This is a genomic window from Streptomyces sp. 142MFCol3.1 (assembly GCF_000424945.1).
In the GTDB taxonomy this organism is placed as follows: domain Bacteria; phylum Actinomycetota; class Actinomycetes; order Streptomycetales; family Streptomycetaceae; genus Streptomyces; species Streptomyces siamensis.
This window is the reverse complement of record NZ_AUKV01000009.1, coordinates 201,448-219,216: the sequence shown is the minus strand read 5'-3', so window position 1 is coordinate 219,216 and position 17,769 is coordinate 201,448. Positions and strand designations below refer to the sequence as shown.

The 17,769-nt window shown below is 69.5% G+C and carries 17 protein-coding genes; 13 read left to right on the top strand and 4 right to left on the bottom strand.

The window, feature by feature from the left end; all coding sequences use genetic code 11:
* Positions 1 to 459: 459 nt before the first annotated feature.
* On the top strand, positions 460 to 1,086 hold the full coding sequence (locus tag H305_RS0115350; protein WP_028801160.1) for a hypothetical protein: 627 nt from the start codon (positions 460 to 462) through the stop codon (positions 1,084 to 1,086).
* A gap of 92 nt (positions 1,087 to 1,178) precedes the next feature.
* Here the strand turns inward: H305_RS0115350 and H305_RS54785 are convergent, their stop codons facing one another.
* Positions 1,179 to 1,700, bottom strand: a complete 522-nt coding sequence (locus tag H305_RS54785) for a hypothetical protein (RefSeq protein WP_028801159.1) — start codon at positions 1,698 to 1,700, stop codon at positions 1,179 to 1,181.
* A 647-nt stretch (positions 1,701 to 2,347) separates the two neighbouring features.
* Here H305_RS54785 and H305_RS0115340 point away from each other — a divergent pair.
* Genes H305_RS0115340 through H305_RS0115330 form a run of 3 tightly spaced genes read left to right on the top strand, consistent with a single transcriptional unit; the run spans position 2,348 to position 6,108 of the window.
* Entirely contained in the window at positions 2,348 to 4,141 is a 1,794-nt protein-coding gene (locus tag H305_RS0115340) for an FAD-dependent oxidoreductase (protein WP_028801158.1), read from the top strand.
* 3 nt (positions 4,142 to 4,144) lie between these two features.
* The gene (locus H305_RS0115335; protein WP_028801157.1) at positions 4,145 to 5,200 is read left to right on the top strand and encodes a maleylacetate reductase; all 1,056 of its coding nucleotides are present in this window, start codon (positions 4,145 to 4,147) and stop codon (positions 5,198 to 5,200) included.
* Positions 5,197 to 6,108 carry a dioxygenase gene (locus H305_RS0115330; RefSeq protein ID WP_028801156.1) on the top strand — a complete coding sequence of 304 codons (912 nt, stop codon included), beginning with the start codon at positions 5,197 to 5,199 and terminating at the stop codon, positions 6,106 to 6,108. The genes H305_RS0115335 and H305_RS0115330 overlap by 4 nt, the downstream gene beginning before the upstream one ends.
* 15 nt (positions 6,109 to 6,123) lie before the next feature.
* Here H305_RS0115330 and H305_RS0115325 read toward each other — a convergent pair whose 3' ends face one another.
* Both H305_RS0115325 and H305_RS45995 read right to left on the bottom strand, forming a co-directional pair.
* On the bottom strand, positions 6,124 to 7,065 hold the full coding sequence (locus tag H305_RS0115325; protein ID WP_028801155.1) for a helix-turn-helix transcriptional regulator: 942 nt from the start codon (positions 7,063 to 7,065) through the stop codon (positions 6,124 to 6,126).
* A 2-nt stretch (positions 7,066 to 7,067) separates the two neighbouring features.
* Positions 7,068 to 7,991, bottom strand: a complete 924-nt coding sequence (locus tag H305_RS45995) for a LysR substrate-binding domain-containing protein (RefSeq protein ID WP_051370604.1) — start codon at positions 7,989 to 7,991, stop codon at positions 7,068 to 7,070.
* An 83-nt stretch (positions 7,992 to 8,074) separates the two neighbouring features.
* Here H305_RS45995 and H305_RS0115315 point away from each other — a divergent pair, with 83 nt between their 5' ends.
* From H305_RS0115315 to H305_RS0115275, 8 genes are all read left to right on the top strand, one after another.
* Complete coding sequence (locus H305_RS0115315; RefSeq protein WP_028801154.1) at positions 8,075 to 9,277, top strand: thiolase family protein; 1,203 nt, start codon at positions 8,075 to 8,077, stop codon at positions 9,275 to 9,277.
* Complete coding sequence (locus H305_RS0115310) at positions 9,274 to 9,945, top strand: 3-oxoacid CoA-transferase subunit A (protein ID WP_028801153.1); 672 nt, start codon at positions 9,274 to 9,276, stop codon at positions 9,943 to 9,945. The genes H305_RS0115315 and H305_RS0115310 overlap by 4 nt, the downstream gene beginning before the upstream one ends.
* Positions 9,942 to 10,625 carry a 3-oxoacid CoA-transferase subunit B gene (locus H305_RS0115305; protein ID WP_051370603.1) on the top strand — a complete coding sequence of 228 codons (684 nt, stop codon included), beginning with the start codon at positions 9,942 to 9,944 and terminating at the stop codon, positions 10,623 to 10,625. Before H305_RS0115310 ends, H305_RS0115305 begins: the two co-directional genes overlap by 4 nt.
* 706 nt (positions 10,626 to 11,331) lie before the next feature.
* Positions 11,332 to 12,336 (top strand): FG-GAP-like repeat-containing protein, encoded by a 1,005-nt coding sequence (locus H305_RS54000; RefSeq protein WP_051370602.1) that lies wholly within the window; start codon positions 11,332 to 11,334, stop codon positions 12,334 to 12,336.
* A gap of 241 nt (positions 12,337 to 12,577) precedes the next feature.
* Positions 12,578 to 13,069: a DUF2975 domain-containing protein gene (locus H305_RS0115290; RefSeq protein ID WP_028801151.1), complete on the top strand. Its 492-nt coding sequence runs from the start codon at positions 12,578 to 12,580 to the stop codon at positions 13,067 to 13,069.
* Complete coding sequence (locus H305_RS0115285; RefSeq protein WP_028801150.1) at positions 13,069 to 13,287, top strand: helix-turn-helix domain-containing protein; 219 nt, start codon at positions 13,069 to 13,071, stop codon at positions 13,285 to 13,287. Before H305_RS0115290 ends, H305_RS0115285 begins: the two co-directional genes overlap by 1 nt.
* A gap of 440 nt (positions 13,288 to 13,727) precedes the next feature.
* A complete protein-coding gene (locus H305_RS0115280; RefSeq protein ID WP_028801149.1) occupies positions 13,728 to 14,387 on the top strand; it encodes a response regulator transcription factor in 660 nt (219 codons plus the stop codon).
* On the top strand, positions 14,384 to 15,754 hold the full coding sequence (locus H305_RS0115275; protein ID WP_028801148.1) for a sensor histidine kinase: 1,371 nt from the start codon (positions 14,384 to 14,386) through the stop codon (positions 15,752 to 15,754). The genes H305_RS0115280 and H305_RS0115275 overlap by 4 nt, the downstream gene beginning before the upstream one ends.
* Here the strand turns inward: H305_RS0115275 and H305_RS0115270 are convergent.
* Positions 15,732 to 16,628 carry a membrane protein gene (locus tag H305_RS0115270; RefSeq protein WP_028801147.1) on the bottom strand — a complete coding sequence of 299 codons (897 nt, stop codon included), beginning with the start codon at positions 16,626 to 16,628 and terminating at the stop codon, positions 15,732 to 15,734. The two genes, H305_RS0115275 and H305_RS0115270, sit on opposite strands and share 23 nt — an antisense overlap.
* Positions 16,629 to 17,059: 431 nt before the next feature.
* Here H305_RS0115270 and H305_RS0115265 point away from each other — a divergent pair, with 431 nt between their 5' ends.
* The gene (locus H305_RS0115265; protein ID WP_028801146.1) at positions 17,060 to 17,731 is read left to right on the top strand and encodes a DedA family protein; all 672 of its coding nucleotides are present in this window, start codon (positions 17,060 to 17,062) and stop codon (positions 17,729 to 17,731) included.
* Positions 17,732 to 17,769 lie beyond the last annotated feature (38 nt).

The window sequence follows — 17,769 nt, the reverse complement described above, 5'->3', positions numbered from 1 at the left end:
CGATCGGGAACGCCTGACCGCACTGGCAGCGGCAGCGGCAGCCGGCAGCTTGCCGACAACCTCCGCACCCGAGCGGGACACCTTTGACCGCTCGTGCAGGCAATCCTCTTAGCAGGCTGCGGAGTTGCGCGATCCGCGGCGGCCGGACCCACCCTGTCCTCACGGCACCGTCAGCGCGACACCGACGAAGGGCACTGGCACTCGGCTTCGCCTCACCACGGCAGTCCCGGCGCCGCAAACAGGTCTGCGCTCTGGCCACGACCGTCCTCGATCTGCTGGATTTCGGCCATGCATCTGAGGACAACGCGCGTGCCTCCCGTACTATCGCTAGAACCGAGGTGTGCGGTAGCAACAATCACTGCCCACACCGCACCAGCCTGAACAGCACACGATGAGACGTCACATGCACCGCGCCCCTGCCGTCCGTCGGCCGCGGCGCCCTGAAGGGGTGTGAACATCATGGCCGAAACCACAACCGTGACCACCGAGTTGACCTCGCAGTACAGCGCGCAGGTGGCCGGGGACCTTGAGCGGAATCTCAAGGAACAGGAACGTATTGCCGGCGAGATCGAGGCGTTGCAGGCGCAGTTGAGCGCGCTGCAGCACGACCACAGCGTCCTGGTGAACGTCCAGCAGGCCCTGGGCGTCCCGGCGCCGCTCGCAGCGCCTGCCCCTGAAGCCGCCGCGGCAGTGCCCGCTCCCCGCAAGAAGGCGGCGACAGCATCGGGCACGGGCAGGAAGCCGCGGACGGCGAAGAAGTCCGTGGACACGCCGCGGGCGAAGAGCAGCAAGAAGACAGGGGGCGTGACGCCGACCGCGTCGTCGTCCCTCCCCAAGCTCGTCGACCTCGTCCGCGACCACCTGGCAGACAGCGGTGAACCCCGCTCCGCCGCCGAAGTCGCCACCGCGCTGGGACAGCAGCACCCCGAGCGTGCCATCAAGAACACGGTCGTGCGCACCACGCTCGAAGGACTGGTGGCCAAGAACCAGGCCCAGCGCAGCAAGCAGGGCTCATCCGTCTTCTACACCACCCCGGAGGGCTCAGAGGCTGCCCGGGAGACGCCGGCCACGCAGCAGTCCGCTTGAGCGCTGACACCTCGCCCGTTCACCGCAGTCGGACCGCACCAGGCCCGCTGATGCCGCGCGGCATCAGCGGGCTCGTGTAGCAGCGGGCCTGGTCAACGGGGCGCCGCGTCCGGATCTCGCGGTGCAGGATGTGGTCCTCCGCATGGATGTGTTCCGGTTCCCACCGGCCATTGGTGCACGGCCGCGGTGACGTCTTTGCCCGTGGCGTCGACGCGGCGGGCGAGGTCGGCGGTGTCGAAGCCGCTGGTGGTGGCGGAGCCGTAGGAGTGTTCCTCGGTGTGGTCGGCACGCTGCACGACATCGTGGCGTATGCCCGGCGGCTCGACACCCAAGCCGGGCACGCTCATGGGACGCAGGACCAGCTCCTCAGGCCCCCGACCTCCGAGGAGCGCCCTCACCGCTTCTTCCGGCGAGGTCGCGGGTCTGCCGAGAACGCGCTGGACGTCGTCTGTCTGCTGTTCCAGCACACCGGTGAAGTCGGAGGCAGTGCCGCCGTGGTGGTCCTCGGTCAGGACGCGGACTGCGGCAGGCATCCGGTCGGCGGGGCAGCGGGTCAGCAGGCGGTCGACGACCCGTAGCCCAAGGGCTCCTGACTCGGCCGGCACGACGATCATTCTTCTCCTTCGCCAGGAGCTTCGGCCGACGGCCTCTCGGGCTCGACTTTGTGGCCCCGATTCCGGCACACCATGGCCGAGTCCGGCCGCGGCGGCGATTCTTGCCCCCTCCGTACGGGGGCCGGGCTTTCGCCGGCATTGAGATGGCTCTCTCGGTGTCGCCGAGCATCCGTGTGCGCCGTACGACCCGTAAGCACGCGCTGGTCGGGCACCTGCTCGTAGTAGACGCGCTCGGCTCGACAAGCGCGGTGCGCGCCTACGAGACGGGAACCCTCACACAGGCCGAGACGACCGTCGTACGGGCGAACGGCGTGTCCCACCTCGAGGCCGGGGTGAAACTTGCGCCCGTCGGTGCGGTCGCCGAGGCACGTCCCGTGCAGGAGCTGCCGCGGACGGCGGTTCTGTGCCCTGCCCGATCGGCGTGCGGCAGCAGCCACGGCCTGCCACCGACGCCGACCTGCTGCTCCGGGCTGAGCGAGCTTCCGGCGGTTGCTTGCGCTCAGCGTCGCTGCGGCACCTGGGCCTCGCAGATCCGCCATGTCTTGGTGTTCCCGCCAACCTGGGAGGCGATCCGTTCCCCAACCGTTCGGTCGGTCTCACACTGGCGTCCTCGGCGACGACGCCGGATCGATGAAAGGCCCATGACGATGCCCATATTCAACGACGGGATCTCCGAGACCGAACTGCCGATCGACTCGGCCGTGACGACCGATGTCGTGGTCGTCGGTTCCGGCCCTGCGGGTGCGTCCGCCGCGCTGCTGCTGTCGACCCTCGGCGTCGACACCATCATGATCACGAAGTACCGGTGGACGGCCAACACTCCGCGCGCGCACATCACCAACCAGCGGGCCATGGAGGTCTTTCGCGATCTCGGCATCGAGGACCAGGTCCTGGCCGATGCCACCGAACACGGTCTGGTCGGTGACACGGTGTTCTGCACCAGCATCGCCGGTGAGGAGATCGGGCGCATCCACACCTGGGGCACCCGTCCCGACCGGGAGGCCGACTACCGCCTCGCGTCTCCCTGTCTGACCGTGGACATCCCGCAGTCCTATCTGGAGCCGATCCTGGTGCGCAACGCGACGCAGCGTGGCGCCCAGACCAGGTTCTCCACCGAGTACCTTTCCCACACCCAGGACGCCGACGGCGTCACCGTGCAGGTGTTGGACCGGCTCACCGGCCAGGAATACAGCATCCGTGCGAAGTACCTGATCGGCGCGGACGGGGCCCGCTCCAAGGTCGCCTCGGACATCGATCTGCCCTTCGAAGGCGCGATGGACATCGCCGGCTCGATGAACATCACGTTCAAGGCCGACATCAGCCGTCTCGTCGCCCACCGGCCGTCCGTCCTGTACTGGGTCATCCAGCCGGGCTCCAACGTGGGCGGCATCGGCGCGGGTCTGGTGCGCATGGTGCGCCCGTGGAACGAGTGGCTGATCGTGTGGGGCTACGACATCGCGGAGGAACCCCCGACCGTCGACGAGGAAGCCGCGGCACAGATCGTGCGCAATCTCCTCGGAGTCCCGGATCTTGAGGTCGAGATCACCGGCACGAGCCTGTGGGGCAACAACGAGATGTACGCGACCCGGCTTCAGCAAGGCCGGGTGTTCTGCGCGGGCGACGCCGTCCACCGGCACCCGCCGAGCAACGGTCTGGGGTCCAACACCTCCGTCCAGGACTCCTACAATCTCGCGTGGAAGATCGCGGCCGTGCTCAAGGGGCATGCGGACCCGGCCCTGTTGGAGACCTACAGCGCCGAGCGGGCACCGGTCGCTGAGCGCATCGTCAAGCGAGCCAACAAGTCCAGCCGCGAATTCATCGACATCTTCAAGGCGCTGGGTGTCCTCGACGCGACGAGCGAGGCGGAGATGACGGCCGCCATCGAGGAGCGCAAGGCCAACACCCCTGCGGGCGCTGCCAAGCGGGCTGCCCTGGTGCGGGCGATGGATCTGAAGAACTACGAGTTCAACGCACACGGTGTCGAGCTCGGCCAGCACTACACGTCGACCGCCGTCGTTGCCGAGGGTGCCGAACCGCCGTCCTCTGCACGCGATGCCGATCTCTACTACGAGATGTCGACCGTCCCCGGGGCGCACCTGCCGCACGCCTGGGTGGGCGACAGCGCGCACCGCAAGGCCCTCATGGACCTGGCGCCCTACGACCGCTGGACCCTGCTGACCGGTATCGCGGGCGAGGCGTGGCAGGACGTGGCCGAGAAGGTCGGCCAGGACCTCGGCATCCCGCTGGGTGCCGTCGTCATCGGCCCGGGCCGCGAGGTCAGCGACCTGTACTACGACTGGGCCAAGCTGCGCGAGATCAGCGAGGGTGGTGTCCTGCTGGTGCGGCCCGACAAGCACATCGCCTGGCGTGCGATGGAGCTGCCCGAGAGTCCTGAGGACGAGCTGCGCGCCGCCCTGCTCTCGATCCTGGGGAGGGACTGACCCGTGCAGTTCGTACACGACACACTGGCGCAGCGGGTGAGGTTCGCCTCCGGCGCCGCGGCGGACGGGCTCGCCGCCGAAGTCGCCGCGCTCGGCGCCCGGCGGGTGATGGTGATCGCGGGTGCGTCCGAGGAGGAACTGGCCGACCGCATCACCGCCGGCCTGCCTGTGGCCCACCGGCACCGTGAGGTCGTCATGCACGTTCCCGTGGAGGTGGCACACAGGGCGCGAGCCGCTGCCGCCGAGCGTGACGTCGACGCCCTGGTCAGCGTGGGCGGCGGTTCGACCACCGGTCTGGCCAAGGCGGTCGCGCTGACCACGGGGCTGCCGATCATCGCCGTGCCCACCACATATGCGGGGTCTGAGGCCACTGCTGTGTGGGGGATGACCGAGAACTCGGTCAAGACCACCGGCTCGGATCCGAAGGTCCTGCCGCGCACGATCGTCTACGACCCCGCGCTGACTCTCACCCTGCCCGTCGAGCTGAGTGTCGCCTCGGGTCTGAACGCCCTGGCGCACTGTGTGGACTCCCTGTGGGCCCCGCGGGCCGATCCCATCAATCAGGCTCTGGCCATCGAGGGTGCCTGGGCCCTGCGCGTCGGCCTGCCTCTGGTCGCCGCGGAACCGGAGGCGATGGAGGGCCGGGAGAAGGCGCTGTACGGCGCGTACCTGTCCGCGGCCGCATTCGCGTCGGCGGGCTCGGGTCTGCACCACAAGATCTGCCATGTGCTGGGCGGCATGTTCAACCTGCCGCACGCCCAGACCCACGCCGTCGTCCTGCCCTACGTCCTCGCTTTCAACGCTCCGGGCGTCCCGGGTGCCGAGCGGCGTCTGGCGGCGGCCCTCGACGCTCCCAGCGCGAGCGAGGGGCTGGCGCGCCTGATCGACCGGCTGCGCGCCCCACGTTCGCTGCGCGATCTCGGGATGCCTGCCGACGGCATTGCCGAAGCCGCCCAGGCCGTCGTGGCGGCCGCCCCGGTCGGCAACCCCCGGCCGGTCACCCTCCACGCGATCACCGACCTCGTCCGAAGCGCCTGGGAAGGAAGCGATGCCTCATGACCCCCGACCTCACCACCCCTGGTGCCCCCGTCCCGGCTGAGCAGCAGGAGCGGGAAGCCGCGATCACCCGCGAGGTGCTCGAGTCCTTCGACGGCTGCACCGACCCTCGGCTGCGCGAGATCATGCGGTCCCTGGTCCACCACCTGCACGACTTCGTGCGCGAGGTCCGTCTCACCGAGCAGGAATGGAGTGCGGGGATCGACTTCCTGACCCGCACCGGTCACATCACCGACGAGCGGCGCCAGGAGTTCATCCTGCTGTCGGACGTGCTCGGCGCCTCCATGCAGACGGTCGCCGTCAACAACGCGGCGCACGGCGACGCCACCGAAGCCACCGTCTTCGGGCCCTTCTTCGTCGAGAACAGTCCTGAGATCGATCTCGGCGGAGACATCGCCTTCGGCGCGCCCGGACAGCCCTGCTGGGTGGAGGGCACCGTCACCGACACCACCGGGAGGCCGGTCTTCGGAGCGCGGATCGAGGTGTGGGAGGCGGACGAGGACGGCTTCTACGACACGCAGTACGGCGACGACCGGATCGCGGCGCGGGCACATCTGTTCACCGACGCCGACGGGCGCTACCGCTTCTGGGGGCTGATGCCGACGCCGTACCCCATCCCCCACGACGGGCCGGTCGGAGGGCTGCTGGCGGCGACCGGCCGTTCACCCATGCGGGCCTCGCACCTGCACTTCATGGTCAGCGCCCCCGCCCTGCGCACCCTGGTTACGCACATCTTCGTCAGCGGTGACGAACTCCTCGGCAGCGACTCCGTGTTCGGGGTGAAGGAATCGCTCGTGAAGGACTTCCACGTGCAGCCGCCGGGTACGCCCGCGCCGGACGGACGCGATCTGAGCGACCGTTCGTGGACCCAGGTGCGCTTCGACATCGTTCTGGCGCCCGAGGGGAGTTGACGGGGCCCGGCTGCGTCAGGGCTGTGCGCGGCCCTGACGCAGCACATCGGTGGCGCGCAGCCCGAAGCGCTGCTTGAACCGGTGGGAGAAGTGGGTGGCCGATCCGAAGCCGCAGCGCGCGGCGGCTTCGGTCACGGTCGTCACTCCTCCCTGCTGCAGCAGCGTGCGGGCGCGCTCGAGGCGGCGGTGGAGCAGGTATTGCGGAACGGTCGTGCCGCCCGAGGAGAAAACCCGTGAGAGGTGGCGCTCGCTGATCCCGACGCCGCGGGCGATGCGGGCCGCCGAGAGACCCGGGTCGGTCAGGTGCTCGTCGATGTATGCCTTGGCGACGGTCAGGTGGACGGTGGCGAGCGATGCTGTTCGACCGGTCACCATGGAGGCGAGCAGGTCCAGCAGGACATCCTCGTCCACGTCGGCGGAGCTTTCCGGACGCAGTGCCTGGGCGGCGAGCGTGGCCAGCGTCCTGGTCTGGACGACGGCGTCTTCGCCGATGACCAGCGGTTGTGCGAGAGAGGCCGGACCTCCGAGCTCGCGCCAGACCTCGTGGGGGATCTTGATCGCGAGTTCCTCCAGACCGTGGGAGAAGCCGCGCATGAAGGGCTGGTCGGCGTCGCAGACCAGCATCTGCCCGGGGTGCAGCAGGTGGACTCCGTCGTCGTGGTAGAAGAACGCGTCGCCGGCCAGGGTCAGGTAGCAGGCCACGGCTCCGGACGGGACGCGGCGGATCTCTGCCTCGGGCCGTTCGACGACGTGCGGGCTGCCGAGCACGCGTGCCACATGCGCCCGGGGGAGCTGCAGGTTGATCTCTGTCGCGTTCAGGGCCGCATCCTGAAGGGCGCGGCAGCGCAGGCCGATGAGGGCCGTGGCGTTGTGCTCTTCCCACAAGGCGATGCGTTGTGCCTCGGGAAGGCCGACGGTGCTGAAGCGCACCGGGGCGTCTGTCGTCCCGCTCGTCATTTCTACAGAGTAGGGGTACGGGCGGGGCTCTCTGGGTGTTCCAGGTCGTGGGCGCATCGTCTGATCACGGAGGAGACCTGCTCGGTTGCGGGGGTGCTGCCCCGGGCGCGGCGGGCGAGCACCAGGTCGACGGATTCGTCCTCGGCGATCGGCACGTAGGCGACGCTGCTGAGGCTGAGGCTCTGGACCGACGCGGGGACGAGGGCGACGCCGTGGCCGGCGGCGACGAAGACGACGAGTGTGGCGGTCTCGCCGACCTCCATCAGTGAGGGGGGCTGGAAGCCGGCACGTCGGCAGGCGGCCAGGACCTGGTCGTACATGGAGGAGCGGGAGCGTGAGGGGTGGATGACGAAGGGCTCGTCGGCCAGCTCTTCGAGCGCGATACGTCGTCGGCCTGCCAGCGGATGATGGGAGGGCAGAACGGCCACCAGGGATTCGGAGCGCAGGAGCGTGGTGCGGATGTCCTCGTGCTCGACGGCGCCGCGAAGGACCGCGAGGTCGTAGGCGCCGGCGAGGAGGCCGTCGACGAGGTCGGGGGTGAGGAGTTCGCCTCGCAGATCCATGGTGACGTTGGGCATTTCGGCGCGTACGGTGCGTGCGACATGGGGTAGCAGGTCGTAGGTGGCCGTGCCGATGAAGCCGATGGAGACGCGGCCGACGTGGCCGGTGGCCAGCTCCGTCATGTGGCGTCGGGCCTGTTCGGCCTGGGCGGTCAGGGAGCGTGCGTACTCGATGAAGTGCTGACCTGCTTCGGTGAGTGCGACGTGCCGGGTGGAGCGGGTGAACAGCGCGGTTCCCAGCTCCTTCTCCAGCTGCTTGATCTGCTGGGAGAGGGCCGGCTGTGCCACGTGGAGGCGGGTGGCCGCGCGGCCGAAGTGGCATTCCTCGGCCAACGTCAGGAAGTAGCGAATCTGCCGTAGCTCCATGACCTGATTCTATAAGGTATCGTTATCAATCGATCGCGATTAGGTCTTGGACGGGCCGTCCGGCGGACTCCTACCGTGACGGTGTGAACGACAGCTATCTCTATTCGGCGGCGCGGACCCCCTTCGGCCGGTACGCGGGCGCCCTCGCCCATGTCCGGCCCGACGACCTCGCCGCACACATCATCAAAGGAACTCTGGCCAGGACTCCGGCCCTGGATCCGCAAGAGATCGGCGACGTCGTCTGGGGCAACGCCAACGGCGCCGGTGAGGACAACCGCAATGTCGGCAGGATGGCGGTCCTCCTCGCCGGTCTCCCCACTTCGGTGCCCGCCACGACTGTCAATCGCCTGTGCGGATCGTCCCTGGACGCCGCCCTCATCGCCTCGCGCGCCATCGAGAGCGGCGACACCGACATCGTCCTGACGGGCGGGGTGGAATCGATGACCCGGGCTCCCTGGGTGCTGCCCAAGCCGGAGCGCGCCTACCCGGTCGCGAACACCACCGCGGTGTCGACCACGCTCGGATGGCGCTTGATCAACGAGCGCATGCCCAAGGAATGGACGGTCTCGCTGGGCGAGGCCAACGAACAGCTGGCCGACCGCTTCGCGATCTCCCGCGAGCGCCAGGACGCATTCGCCCTCCGTTCCCACCGTCTCGCCGACGAGGCCTGGAACGCGGGCTTCTACGACGACCTGGTCGTCCCCGTCCCGCAGGAAGACGGCACCGCTCTCCAGCGGGACGAGGGAATCCGCCCCGGAACCAGCATGGACAAGCTCGCCGCACTCAAACCGGCCTTCCGCACCGACGGCCTCATCACGGCCGGCAACGCCTCCCCGCTCAACGACGGCGCCTCGGCGGTACTCATCGGCTCGGAGGCCGCCGCGGAGCGCATCGGCAGCGATCCCCTCGCCCGCATCGCGGGCCGCGGCGTCTGCGCGCTGGATCCGCAGATGTTCGGCTTCGCCCCCGTCGAGGCGGCGAACCGGGCCCTCAAACGCGCAGGCATCTCCTGGTCGGACGTCGCAGCCGTCGAACTCAACGAGGCCTACGCGGTGCAGGCACTGGCATGCGTGGACGCCTGGGACATCGATCCGCAGATCGTCAATGCGAAGGGCGGCGCCATCGCCCTCGGCCACCCCCTGGGTGCCTCCGGCGGCAGGTTGCTGGGCACCCTCTGCCGCCGCCTGCAGGAGTCCGGGCAGCGATGGGGTGTCGCCGCCATCTGCATCGGCGTCGGCCAGGCACTGGCTGTCGTCCTGGAGAACGTCACCGGGAGCAGCCGATGACCGCGCAGCTGTACACCGACGCGGACGAGGCGGTCGCCGGCATCCAGGACGGCTCGACGGTGCTCGTCGGAGGCTTCGGCATGGCCGGCATGCCTGTGTCCCTGATCGCCGCCCTGATACGGCAGGGAGCCACCGGCCTCACCGTCGTCTCCAACAACGCCGGCAACGGCGACACCGGCCTGGCCGCGCTCCTCGCCAAGGGACGGGTCCGCAAGGTGATCTGTTCCTTCCCCCGCCAGGCCGACTCGTGGGTGTTCGACAACCTCTACCGGGCAGGAAAGATCGAACTAGAGGTCGTCCCCCAGGGGAATCTCGCGGAACGGCTCAGGGCGGCCGGAGCCGGCATCGGCGCCTTCTTCTGCCCCACCGGCGCCGGCACACTGCTCGCCGAGGGCAAGGAGGTACGCGAGATCAACGGCCGCACCCATGTGCTGGAGTACCCCATCAGCGGAGACGTCGCGCTGATCGGCGCCCACCGCGCCGACCGTATGGGCAACCTCGTCTATCGCAAGACCGCCCGGAACTTCGGCCCTGTCATGGCCACCGCGGCCGCCACGGTCATCGTCCAGGTCCAGGAGATCGTCGAGACCGGCGCGATCGACCCCGAGGCCGTCGTGACGCCCGGCATCTACGTCGACCGAGTCGTCCAGGTGGGTGATCACGCATGAACCGGACACCTTCACAGACGCCCGGGCAGGGCCCGCTGGGCAAGCACGACATCGCAGCGCTGATCGCTCGCGACATCCCGCACGGCTCCTACGTCAATCTCGGCATCGGCCAGCCCACCCTGGTCGCCGACCACCTCTCCCCCGCCTCTGGCGTCGTCCTCCACACCGAGAACGGCATGCTCAACATGGGACCCGCCGCCCGGGAGGACCAGGTCGACCCGGACCTGACCAACGCCGGCAAGGTTCCCGTCACCGAACTGCCCGGCGCCGCCTACTTCCACCACGCCGACTCCTTCGCGATGATGCGCGGCGGCCACCTGGACGTCTGCGTACTCGGCGCGTTCCAGGTATCCGCACAGGGCGACCTCGCCAACTGGCACACCGGCGCACCCGACGCCATCCCCGCGGTGGGCGGAGCCATGGACCTGGCGATCGGCGCGAAGAAGGTCTTCGTGATGATGAACCTGTTCACCCGCGACGGAACACCCAAGCTGGTGTCCGAGTGCAGCTACCCGCTCACCGGGCTCGCCTGCGTGAACCGCGTCTACACGGACCTGGCGGTGTTCGACATCACCGCGCAGGGTGTGAGCGTGCGACAGACGTTCGGTATCGACGTGCACGAGCTCACCGATCGTCTGGGCCTGCCGTTGCTGGCTGCGGCACCGGGGCGGTCCGCTTGACAGCGGCGACATGAGGCACTGCGGCGCGGTCCCGTTATGCCTTCGCGCGGCCGGTGGCCGCGCGAAGGCATAACGGGACCGCGCCGAGGAAGATCCTGCTCGGAGGGTAAGAGCTGCATCCGTGGGCACGATGCGTCTATGCGCGTCGCCGAGGACGCTGGGCTCATCAGCCATGAGGAGGGGTCATGAACCGTCAGATCCGGATTCGCGTCAACCGCCGGCCCGCCGCTCCACGCGAGATGCCGATCGACCGCAGAACGCCCTCGGGACGTCTGCTGCCGTACTGACTCGTCCACGGTGATTCCCCGTACTGATCGGCTCGTGCCGACCCGGACGTGCCGGCACCTTCACACCGACTCGCGCGCCAGTGGCCGTGCGACCCCTCACGGCTGTCGGACGGTCAGGAGGAACACCGGCGCGGCCGCATACGGCTGATCCACACCCCGAAGACTCCTGGCCGAGCTCACCCTCCGGTGCCGAACCACCTGGAGGCGGCGTCAATTCGCCGTGGTCCGCGACACGGTGGCGACACGCCGCGCACCGAGCAACGCCGCGCGTCGCTGGAGTATGACGATTTCGCCCCGTTCGCGAGAGGCCTCCCCCCGTGCGCGTGTGGCTTTTATGAACGGCGGGGGAAATTAGGCCCTCGTCCAGGGCAAACCACGTCCCGATCGGGTGAGTCGAACTGTGCGGCGTTGAGGGGATCTTGAGCCCTCGCCGCGCCGCACCCCTCTGTCTCCACGACTTCCGGAGCCGATGTGTCCCCCAGTCCCGAACCTTCCGCACGCGCACTCTCGCGACGGCCACCGCTGTCGTCCTGGCCGCCGGAGCCCTGCCGGCGCTGACCTCCGCGGCGAGTGCCGCTCCCCAGCAGTCCGCCCACCAGTTGCGTGCCGACCTCAACGGCGACGGCTACGAGGACCTGGCCGTCGGCGCTCCGTACGCCACCGTGGGGGGCAAGGCCCGCGCAGGCTATGTGGCCGTGCTGTACGGGTCCGCCGCGGGGCTTTCGGCGAGGAAGGTGTACACGCAGGCGTCCGCCGGCATCCCCGGCGCCGTCGAGCAGGGCGACCTGTTCGGCGGCCGGCTCACCACAGCTGACCTGGACGGCGACGGATACACCGATCTGCTCGTCGATTCCGGGAACGAGCGCTGGAGTCAGGACGGCATCGACCGGCAGGGCAGCCGGACGGTGCTGTGGGGTGGTTCGAAGGGCGTCGGCTCCGGCTCGCTGCTGCCCGCTGAGGGCACCGGTATCGGGCAGGCCTATCGGACCGTGGCCGGTGACTTCGACGGCGACGGGCACCAGGACCTGGCGCACAACGGCCGTGTGCTGTTCAGCCCGTTCGGGCGCGACGGCCGCCCGGCGAACACCCAGGAGGGAGCGGCCTTCAGCGACGGCGACCTGAACACGGTCGCTGCGGCGGTCGGGGACACCGACGGCGACGGCTTCGACGACATCGTGACGCTGGCCCGGACGTACGACCCGGACGACGAGGGCCAGTACGGCACCTACGTGTACTACGCGCGGGGCGGCCGCGACGGACTGCGGGCCCCGGTGCGGCTGTCGGACCTGACCGGGCCGCCCGCCGACACCGTGGCGCTCGGCGATCTCGACGGTGACCACCGGGCGCCCGCAGCCCCCGCCTGCGCCAGCACGCAGCGGCCGTCGCCCGTGAAACCCCGGAGACCTTCTGCGCGGAACTGCTGACCGGTCTTGCGCCGACAGCACCGACGACGTCGCCCTGCTCGCTCTGCGCCTGCCGCCGAACGACCACTCCCCCACGTCAACGGCGTCCCACGAGAGCTGACGGTTCGTGTGAACGCCACGCGGTGAGACGGCGCGACGGCGTCCCGCCACCGTGTGAAACCGCCCCGCTCTCCGTTCTCCCTCTTGCTCTACCTATCGAATTTCGATAGATTTCTATCGTAACTCGCTGGAAGGGTAGGTCATGGGAAAGCTGACAGTGCGTGCGCTGCGCGCCGTGCTCGCGGTGGTGTTCGCCGGCACCGTGTTCGTACAGGCATTGATGGTGTGGACGTTGGTCAGCGGGAGCGACCCGGAGGACGGGTCGCTCCCGCTGACCCCGTTGCGCGTGTGCACGATCCTGGGCATGGTTTCGGCACAGGTCGCCCTGGTCTGCGTCTGGCGGCTGGTGACGATGGTGCGACGCGGAACCGTGTTCTCCCGCGCCGCCTTCCGGTACGTGGACGGGATGATCGGCGCGATCGTGGCGGCTGCCCTCGTGTGGTTCGCGGTCACGGCCCTCAACGCGCCGGGCCAGCGGGACGACCCGGGTGTCACCGTCATCATGGGCGGGGTCGGCGTGGCCATCCTCGGGGTCGCACTCATCGTGCACGTACTGCGGATGCTGCTCAACCAGGCCGTCGCACGCGATGTCGAAGCGGCGCAGATGCAGGCCGAGTTGGACGAGGTGATCTGATGCCGATCGCCGTCGACATCGACGTGATGCTGGCCAAACGCAAGATGTCCGTGGGAGAACTCGCGGACCGCGTAGGGATCACACCCGCCAACCTGGCGGTACTCAAGAACGGCCGGGCCAAGGCGGTACGCTTCGCGACGCTCGCCGCGCTCTGCGAGGTGCTCGAGTGCCAGCCGGGCGACCTGCTGCGCTGGGAGGCCGAGGACGTCGCGGGCTGATGAACCGTGCCCGACCCGCCGTCCACCCTGGAGCGGAGTCTGCCGGCGGAGCGGCGTCGCGGCACGCGTTGCCGCCCGGGCCGAGCGAGGCATCTTGTCGAGAATCCGGCGACGGCGATACCTGAAGGCACTGCGTGCACGAACACCGCCCATGTACGGGCACGCCTCGAAACGCGGTCGCTCGGGAACGTACGCCGGGCCCCGCCTCCGCACACGGACTGGGCCACACACGCCTCCGACGGGTCGTTCCCCTCGGGCCACAGCACCACGGGCGCACCGGCGGGCCCGAGCCGCGTCCCTCTCCGGGCGCACTGCACGGATGGCGTCGCAGGCCGGGTCTTCGCCACCGGCCTGCTCGGCATGTGTTGGGGGCGTGACCCACCGGCTGCACGGATCGTTCACCGCGGGCACGACTCCTCGCTCGGCCCACGGAGACCCCCATGCGCTCCAAGATCCTGATCGTCGAGGACGACCACGCGCTGCGGGACGCGCTGCGCCGCGGGCTGTCCGACGACTTCGATCCCGTGCTCGCCCCCGACGGGGCGATGGCCCTGCGGCTGGCGACCCCCGCCGTCTCGGCGGCGGTCCTGGACATCGGACTGCCCGACGCGGATGGCCGGGACGTGTGCCAGGCCATGCGGGCCAACGGCTTCCCTGGTCCCGTGATCTTCCTGACCGCCCGCCACCAGCTCACCGACCGGCTGTCCGGGTTCTCCGCCGGGGGCGACGACTACCTGCCCAAGCCCTTCCACCTCGCCGAACTCGCTGCCCGGTTGAGAGCCGCGCTGAAGAGATCCGCTCCACGGTCCGCAGCCTCGTCCGGCGACGTGGTCCTGGACGCCGTGGACCACACCGTGACGGCTCACGGCGCGCCGGTCGCCTTGTCCCCGACCGAATTCCGGGTCCTGGCCACGCTCGTTGCCGCGGACGGCGGGATCGTGCGCCGTATCGACCTGGTTCGGGCCGGCTGGCCGGACGGCGCACAGGTCAGTGACAACACCCTGGACCAGTACCTGACCCGGCTGCGCCGCAAGCTGCGCGAGTCAGGCAGCGGCCTGAGCCTCGGCACAGCCCGCGGGATCGGACACCGCCTGTCATGAGCGGACCCCTGCGCCGCATGGTCCCCCGAACCCTGCGTGGCCGCCTTTCCCTGGTGGCGCTGGCCATCGCCGCGCTGCTGATGACGGTCCTGACCGTGGTGTTCGACGTGGTGATGGACCGGTACCTGCAACACCAGGCGGACGGCGAACTGCACACCCGGGCGGACGCAGTGGCCACCACCGTCGACACCAGCGGCAACCGGGTGCGAGTCCTGGAGACCGCCCACGACCGGCTCCTCGACTCGAACGTGTGGATCTACGCCGGCGATCGACTGCTGGAGAAGCCTCCCTCTGCCGCGACCGGCGGTCCGCTGACCGAGGCCGCGGACCGGCTGGCCGCGCAGCGCCGGTACGCCTGTACGACGGTCAAGGGCCGTCAGCCCGTCCGTCTGTGCGCGCTGGCCATGGCCGGACACCATGCCGCCGCTGTCGTGACCGCCCTGGACCTCGGCCCGTACCGGAGTTCGGTCGACACTCTGCTGCTGGGCTCTCTGGTGCTGGACACCGTGATGCTCGGGTGCACGTACGTGCTCACCCGCCTGTCCGTCGGCAGGGCCCTTCGCCCCGTGCGGACCATGACCGATCAGGCCGCCCAGTGGAGTGCCGTGGGCTCGGACGACCGTTTCGGCGCCGCGCATCAGCCGGCCGAACTCGCCAATCTGGGCACCTCGCTGGACGCACTCCTGGACCGCATACGCACCGTGCTGCGGCACGAGCAGCAGCTGACCGGGGAGTTGTCCCACGAACTGCGCACCCCGCTCACCCGGATCGTCATCGAGCTCGACTGGCTGCAGGCCCGGCCCCGCTCCGCCGGTGAGATGCGTGCGGTCCACGTGGTGATGGCCGAGGCCGCGCAGTCCATGCGGACGATCTGCGACACGCTGCTCAACGACGCCCGCGAGAGCTCCCTGAACCCGGCGACGCTTCCCGCTACCACCGACGTCGTGCCCGTCCTGCAGCGACTGCTCCAGGCCACCGAGGCTCCGAAGCGGCTGAAGACGACGCTGGAGACCGAGGGTCCGATTCTGCGGGCGGCGGTCGCGCCCGCTCTGCTCGAGCGGATCCTCAGTCCCCTGCTGGCCAATGCCGCCCGCTACGCCGGGTCCACCGTGACCGTGTCCGCGCGGACCATGCCCGGCGCAGTGGGCATCGACGTCGTCGACGACGGTCCGGGCGTGCCGGAGGCGTTCGTCGGCGAGTTGTTCCGGCCGGGGCGGCGCGCCGACGCCGATGACGGACACGACGGGGCGGGGCTGGGACTTCCGCTCGCGCGGCGCCTGGCCCGTGCCGTCGGCGGCGAGGTCTTCTACGACGCCGAGTACGCCTCCGGGGCCAGATTCACGGTCAGCCTGCCCGCCGGCGGCTGACCTGTCCCCGTTTCGCGGCCGATGCGGCGCTGCTCCTGCGCTCCTGCGCCTGGGCATAGACCATCAGACCGAACAGGACGGCAACGAGGATGGCCGACGAACCCGCGGTGCCGAGGTCCAGACCACCGTCGGCAACTGGCTTCGTGAGGAAGTCTCCCGCCGTCGCGCCGAGAGGACGGGTGAGAACGAAGGCAATCCAGAACAGGAGCACGTTCGGAACCGTGGGCACCTTCATCAGCGCGAGGAGCAGCGCGAGTACGCCGGTCACGAGCAGCGCGCCCCCTGCGTAGCCGAGGCCCGAGCTGTCGGACAGGAAGTCGCCCATCGAGGTGCCGAGCGTGTTGGACACCAGGATCGCGGACCAGAACAGGGCCTCGCCGCGGAAACTGACGATGTCACGGATCTGGAATGTCATCCCGCTCAGCTTCCAGGCGAAGAAGATGGCCAGGAGGATCGCGATCAGGATGGCTGCTCCGGCCGGGTAGCCCAGGCCGAGGCCCTGCGGGCCCCAGCCGAGCGAAGTGGCGCCGTCGGAGAGGTACCCGGCGCTGGCGTCGCGGTTCATGAAGTCGGACATCGTGGTGCCGGCCATGCTGGTCGACAGGATCACGGTCCAGTACAGGAACGGGTTGTAGCGGCGGGACCGCAGCTGGACGACCAGGGTCACCACAAAGATCGCGAACAGGGCGATCGTGGTGAGGAAGTAGCCGAATTTCAGGGTCTGCGCGAAGAGGTCGCCCGCTGTCTCGCCGAGAGTCGTCGCGGCGATCTTCATGATCCAGAATGCCAGTGTGACCTCTGGGAGTTTCTTCATCACCGCAGTGGTCGACACGCTCGCCGCGTCTACGCCGTCGAGAACCTCTGGTTTCTCCATCGTGGTGCTCCTGTCGTGCCGAACGACGCAGCGCCCGCCCCGAGACGCGGCGAGCGCTCCGCTCCGATGAGCCGACCGCAGACGGCAGCCGGCATGTCGACCGTGGCACGGCAAGCCTGAACGCGGCCTGAATGCCCGCCGGACGGAGCGTCAGGCCACCTGAGGGTCCCTGCCTCCGGATCGGTGACGTCCTTGCGGGAAACGGCCAGGTACACCGTCGGTCCCGCAGTGCCGCGAACACGCTCGCTTGCGACTCGCCGGCGGGCCCGCGCTCGCCCTCCGTGTCCGCCATGGAGCCGCCTCCGCCTGCCTGTCGTCTACAGTGAAGTAGACCGACTACTGTCGTGTAGACATAGGTGCGCGCGGAGCAAGCACGGCTTCGAGCGTTCCGGTCCGCCTGCCCCCTACCGGCATCACGAAGAGGCTCGTCCATGACGCTCGCGCACCAAGCCGCATCTCAGGTGAACCTCGCCGTGAACCTTCTCGACGCACAGTCGTTGGTCGCCGCCTTCGGCACCCTCGGCATCGCCGTCGTCCTCTTCGCCGAGACCGGTCTCCTCCTCGGCTTCTTCCTGCCGGGCGACTCACTGCTGTTCACCGCTGGGCTGCTGTGCGCCGGCTCGGCGACGCAGCCCGGTCACCTGTCTCTGGCCTGGGTCCTCGTCGCCGCGGCGGCCGGGGCCCTGGCCGGCGCACAGACCGGATACCTGCTGGGCCGCAAGGCGGGACCGGCGTTCCTGGCCCGCACGAAGTCCCGCAAGATCAAAGAAGGCGCCGACCGTGCCGGGGACATCCTCCACCGGTACGGTCACGCCAAGGCGATCGTGCTGGCCCGGTTCCTGCCGATCGTGCGCACCGTGCTGAACCCCCTGGCCGGCATCCTGGCCGTTCCGGCGCGCACCTTCGCACTGTCGCAGATCCTCGGAGGTCTGGTGTGGACGGTCGGCCTGGTCCTCGCCGGTTACGGCCTGGGCGCTTCAGTACCCAACGTCGACCGCTACCTCCTGCCGATCATCGCCGTGATCGTCATGGTCTCGCTCGTGCCGATCGGCCTCGAACTGATCCGCGCCCGGCAGGCCTGCCAGACAGGCGACAGCGCGTGAGCCCTCACCGCAACGACCTCGGGACAGGCTCCGCTCGG

Coding starts and splice junctions, on each gene's coding strand:
- H305_RS0115350 (WP_028801160.1), top strand. CDS start 460: ATGGCCGAAACCACAACCGTGACCACCGAGTTGACCTCGCAGTACAGC.
- H305_RS54785 (WP_028801159.1), bottom strand. CDS start 1,700: ATGATCGTCGTGCCGGCCGAGTCAGGAGCCCTTGGGCTACGGGTCGTC.
- H305_RS0115340 (WP_028801158.1), top strand. CDS start 2,348: ATGCCCATATTCAACGACGGGATCTCCGAGACCGAACTGCCGATCGAC.
- H305_RS0115330 (WP_028801156.1), top strand. CDS start 5,197: ATGACCCCCGACCTCACCACCCCTGGTGCCCCCGTCCCGGCTGAGCAG.
- H305_RS0115325 (WP_028801155.1), bottom strand. CDS start 7,065: ATGACGAGCGGGACGACAGACGCCCCGGTGCGCTTCAGCACCGTCGGC.
- H305_RS45995 (WP_051370604.1), bottom strand. CDS start 7,991: ATGGAGCTACGGCAGATTCGCTACTTCCTGACGTTGGCCGAGGAATGC.
- H305_RS0115310 (WP_028801153.1), top strand. CDS start 9,274: ATGACCGCGCAGCTGTACACCGACGCGGACGAGGCGGTCGCCGGCATC.
- H305_RS0115305 (WP_051370603.1), top strand. CDS start 9,942: ATGAACCGGACACCTTCACAGACGCCCGGGCAGGGCCCGCTGGGCAAG.
- H305_RS0115290 (WP_028801151.1), top strand. CDS start 12,578: ATGGGAAAGCTGACAGTGCGTGCGCTGCGCGCCGTGCTCGCGGTGGTG.
- H305_RS0115285 (WP_028801150.1), top strand. CDS start 13,069: ATGCCGATCGCCGTCGACATCGACGTGATGCTGGCCAAACGCAAGATG.
- H305_RS0115280 (WP_028801149.1), top strand. CDS start 13,728: ATGCGCTCCAAGATCCTGATCGTCGAGGACGACCACGCGCTGCGGGAC.
- H305_RS0115275 (WP_028801148.1), top strand. CDS start 14,384: ATGAGCGGACCCCTGCGCCGCATGGTCCCCCGAACCCTGCGTGGCCGC.
- H305_RS0115270 (WP_028801147.1), bottom strand. CDS start 16,628: ATGGAGAAACCAGAGGTTCTCGACGGCGTAGACGCGGCGAGCGTGTCG.
- H305_RS0115265 (WP_028801146.1), top strand. CDS start 17,060: ATGACGCTCGCGCACCAAGCCGCATCTCAGGTGAACCTCGCCGTGAAC.